Below are 2,303 nucleotides of genomic sequence, written 5' to 3' on the forward strand. Positions count from 1 at the left end.
GCAGACCAGCGGCTACCCCACACCCGAAACCGAGTTGGTCCGCGTGCTGCAGGCACGCAAACCATCACAGAAACTCATCCATGGATCGAGGCTAAAAACGCACTGACCAGCACCAACACAAACAACACCCGGATCAAACGAAAGAGGTGCGGTATGCAACCACAGGTTTGGCCTCCGGATCGCCTGGTCGGCACTGAATCACCTTGCTGCCCAACGTTCCCCGGAACGCGTTCATCGTCTCGGTCAGCTGCAGTTTGCCGCCGCGCCATTGCCCGACCGCGGACTCGTTATCCCAGACCAGAGCTCGCGGAACACGCCCCCAGCCCGAGATCAACGCCCAATGCCCGGCCAGCAGATCAGGGCTTTGCCGGGTCGGAACCATCGTCGCCGCCATAATCCGCGAATAGCCGCTCACCATCACCAACACCGGCGGACGACCGACATGACCGAACCCCAAAGGAACATCCACCGGTGGAAACCACAAATCGCACTGAGCAAGCTCGCCGGGCCGATACTCAGTGCGCGAGGCCGGGTCCACCGGCTTGAACAACGGCCGCAGCTGCTGCACTCGCTCGAAGAACACCGTCCTGCCGCGTTGCCAGCCAACACGTTCCATGATCACCGTCGTCGGCATATCCGGGAACTCGGCGAGCACCGCCCGAATCTGCGGCTCGAGCTCATCGACCGCCGACCCCTTCGGCTTGCGCTGATAGCGCGGCGGCTCATGGGAACCGAGCGCCTTCTTCACGGTGTTCTTCGAAACCTTCATCCGACGAGCGATCGCGCGAATCGCCATCCCCTCAGCGCGATGCAACCGTCGGATCTCCGCCCAGTCCTCCACGTTCAGCACCTCATGATCGTTCACAGGGGGGTCAGCATTGACCCGGGCGGTTTCTACCGGTGATCGCAACACTCCCGTAGGTTCTGGAGGTTGTGTTGTCGTCGTCGCGTCGCGTGAAGAAGGGGCCGGGGCGTCGTCCGCAGTCGGCCAAACGTCAACGGTTCATGGAACTTCGGGCTCGCGGCTGGAGCATTCTCCGCGCAGCTCGCGAAGTCGGAGCGTCACGAACCGCCGGCGCCAACTGGTCGCGTGGCTACAAGACCTACCGCAACGGCGAGGTCGTCGGGTTCGTGCCTGCCTTCGATCGGTTGGCGGCGCGTCAGATCGACGCTCGGTTCCTGTCCCAAGACGAGAGGATCGAGATCGCAGATCTCCGCCAGGCAGGCATGAGCATCCGCGCGATCGCGACCCATATGGGCCGATCACCGTCGACGATCTCACGAGAACTACGCCGAAATACGTTCAAGAGCAAGGGATATCGCCCGTTCGAAGCGCACCGACGCGCCACCGCCCGGCGCGCTCGACGGCATCGCCGACGCCTCGAAACCCACCCCGAACTGCGACGTCTGGTCGCGGAGTTACTGGCGCAGCGATGGAGCCCGCAGCAAATCAGCCGGCATCTGCGGAAACGGTTCCCTGATGATCCCCGGATGTGGTTGTGCCACGAGACCATCTATCAGGCCGTCTACCAGCCCGGATTGCCTCCTGTTGCGGCCCTCGCGGCTGGCGCCACACCGTCGCTCGCCACTGCGCACCGGACGCGATCATCGGCGCGCTCACCAGCGGGCCGAACGACGTCGCCCACGATTCGAACGCCCCATGCTCACCGTTCGCGATCGCCCCTTTCGGCCCGAGGATCGCTCACAAGCAGGGCACTGGGAAGGAGATCTCATCGTCGGCAAGGATCAGCGGTCGGCGATCGGCACGCTCGTCGAGCGCCAGACCCGCATGGTCCGGTTACTGCATCTTCCCTCCCGCGACAGCGAATCTCTGCACACGGCGCTGACCACGAGGATGCGTGATCTGCCGCCGGCGTTGCTGCGATCAATCACCTGGGACCAAGGGACCGAGATGGCCCGCCACATCATGATCGCGCGCTCGCTGGGCGCACCGATCTACTTCCGCGACTCCCACTCCCCATGGCAGCGCGGTTCGAACGAGAACGCGAACGGGTTGCTGCGCGACTACTTTCCGAAGGGGACCAACCTCAATATCCACTCACCCGAGCATCTGCTGGCCGTCGAGGACGAACTCAACAACCGCCCCCGCCGCGTCCTCCAAGACCATTGCCCGGCAGAGCTTTTCACCGCTCTGTTAGCCTTCGAGAGTCAGTCTGTGTTGCGACGTTGACTAGTGCTGTGTTCCTTAAAGGTGGTAGATAAAACGGCGGCGTAGGGTCCTTGGTTTCGGGGTGGGTCGGCCCCAGATCCAGGGGCGGGCGCGGGCGTTGAGGGCGGCGGTG

Annotated in this window: 1 protein-coding gene and 2 pseudogenes; 1 reads left to right on the forward strand and 2 read right to left on the reverse strand. The window is 63.7% G+C overall.

Features of this window, described 5'->3' with window-relative positions:
• Window positions 1–133: 133 nt before the first annotated feature.
• Both ACFYOW_RS49445 and ACFYOW_RS49450 read right to left on the reverse strand, forming a co-directional pair.
• Window positions 134–748 carry a hypothetical protein gene (locus ACFYOW_RS49445; RefSeq protein ID WP_387299123.1) on the reverse strand — a complete coding sequence of 205 codons (615 nt, stop codon included), beginning with the start codon at window positions 746–748 and terminating at the stop codon, window positions 134–136.
• Window positions 749–913 (reverse strand): annotated as a pseudogene (locus ACFYOW_RS49450) (helix-turn-helix domain-containing protein); the annotation flags it as partial.
• Between the two features lie 92 nt (window positions 914–1,005).
• Between ACFYOW_RS49450 and ACFYOW_RS49455 the strand changes: the two are divergent.
• Window positions 1,006–2,191: pseudogene (locus ACFYOW_RS49455) on the forward strand (IS30 family transposase).
• The last annotated feature ends 112 nt before the right edge of the window (window positions 2,192–2,303 follow it).

The organism is Nocardia sp. NPDC006982, from assembly GCF_042869435.1.
Taxonomy (GTDB): Bacteria; Actinomycetota; Actinomycetes; order Mycobacteriales; family Mycobacteriaceae; genus Nocardia.